Annotated in this window: 3 protein-coding genes; 1 reads left to right on the forward strand and 2 read right to left on the reverse strand. The window is 40.6% G+C overall.

Going from position 1 to position 1,639, the window contains the following annotated elements; genetic code table 11:
* A partial coding sequence (locus ACTHS3_RS12565) for an RsmD family RNA methyltransferase (RefSeq protein ID WP_440368087.1) occupies window positions 1-137 on the reverse strand: 137 nt, incomplete at its 3' end.
* 366 nt (window positions 138-503) lie between these two features.
* Between ACTHS3_RS12565 and ACTHS3_RS12570 the strand changes: the two genes are divergently transcribed.
* Window positions 504-854, forward strand: coding sequence for a hypothetical protein (locus tag ACTHS3_RS12570; RefSeq protein WP_440368085.1), 351 nt, complete (start codon window positions 504-506; stop codon window positions 852-854).
* Window positions 855-967: 113 nt separating this feature from the next.
* Here the strand turns inward: ACTHS3_RS12570 and ACTHS3_RS12575 are convergent.
* On the reverse strand, window positions 968-1,639 hold a 672-nt coding region (locus ACTHS3_RS12575), incomplete at its 5' end, for a topoisomerase DNA-binding C4 zinc finger domain-containing protein (RefSeq protein WP_440368086.1).

The raw sequence follows: 1,639 nt of genomic DNA on the forward strand, positions 1-1,639 counted from the left end.
TTAAACAGTTTTTCACGCACGCTGTCAGGCGTCGGGCGCAGACCATCTGCAGATAAAAATGTTAACTTTCGTCCCCTACATTGTCCACCAATGATACGTACTTGATTGCTGTGTTTGGAATGTTTGTTGTTTGCCATAATTCTTAAAAAGATACCGATTTTTCAGACGGCCTCAATTATATAGTGAAACTGCTATCAAACCATATTTCGATCTCTGCTTTTAGAGACAACAAGGCCGTCTGAAACTCATTTTTCAGACGGCCTTAGTTTGTTCTAAATAAAAGAAGTTAATTGTTTCAAAGGCTAAATTCTAATATGTCTATAGACATCTCTAACTTTTCAAACACCCACTTTTTTATTTAATTTACATATCTAACGACTTTTCCTCCTTGCTTCAAAATAGTTTGATTTTTATATGGATGGTTAAATTATCAAATATAGTTGAGTAAATTATATTTTTATATTATATTTTCATATTACCTATAATGAATATTGAGGTTTTGTATGAAAAATATCGTCTTACTTTTTACTTTACTTGTAACACCAGTTTCTTCTTTCGCAGCTTGCTATGGAAGCGACTCATTTCACACTTGCAATGACAATAGCGGGAATACTTATAGTATCCAAACAATTGGCGATACTACCTATGTAAATGGATATAATTCTCGAACTGGAAGCAATTGGTCTCAAGAAAGTATGCATATTGGCAACACTACTTTTACTAATGGTCGTGCAGCAAATGGTAATTCTTGGGATATGACCACCCAAAGAATTGGAGATACCACTTTTATGAATGGAAGAAATTCTCAGGGCAATTATTTTAGTAAAACCTGTAACCAATTTGGATGTTATTGAACCATCTCCTTAACTTTATGGATATTCTTCTCTAGCTTAATTGAAAATATTTAAAAAAAGGCCGTCTGAAAATCATTTTTCAGACGGCCTTTTTCTATCCAAGCTTTAACCAATTACTCTTTCGGTGCCGGCGGTTCAATCTGTTCTTTCCATCCGCATTCTTTTTGTGGGCACACTTTTTCCACGCCCCAGCGTTTGGTGGTTTTGATGGTCAAAACCGGCCACGCGCATTTTGGGCAGGTTTCTGCAATGGGCGGGTTCCAAGTGGCGTAGTTGCAGTCAGGATAAGTGCTGCAACTGTAAAACAGTTTGCCGTAACGGGATTTGCGTTCGACGAGGTTGCCTTTTTTGCATTGCGGGCATTGGACGCCGGTGTCTTTCGGTTTTTCCAGCGGCTCAACGTGTTTGCATTTCGGATAGTTGGCGCAGCCAATGAATTTACTGCCGGTACGGCTGTATTTGTACACTAGACGACCGCCGCATTTAGGGCATTCGCGTCCGTCGAGTTCAGCTTGCTCTGCTTCCGCTTTGGCAATACGTTCGGCCGCTTCTTCGGCGGTTTCGTTAACGTTGCGGGTGTAGCTGCACTCGGGATAACCGGCACACGCAACGAAACGACCCATTTTGCCAAATTTGATTTGCAGTTTGTGTTCGCCGCATTTCGGGCAGGTTTCGTCGAGTTCCTGCGTGGTAAATTTGGCGCGTTCGATACCCTCTTTTTCTTCTACTTGCTTGATAAATGGTTTCCAGAATTTATCCATCACGGGAATCCATTGGCGTTTGCC

It is taken from the genome of Neisseria sp. P0009.S007 (assembly GCF_051962515.1).

What these genes read in the sequence shown, in the direction of transcription:
- ACTHS3_RS12570 (WP_440368085.1), top strand. Translation starts at nt 504, where the DNA reads ATGAAAAATATCGTCTTACTTTTTACTTTACTTGTAACACCAGTTTCT.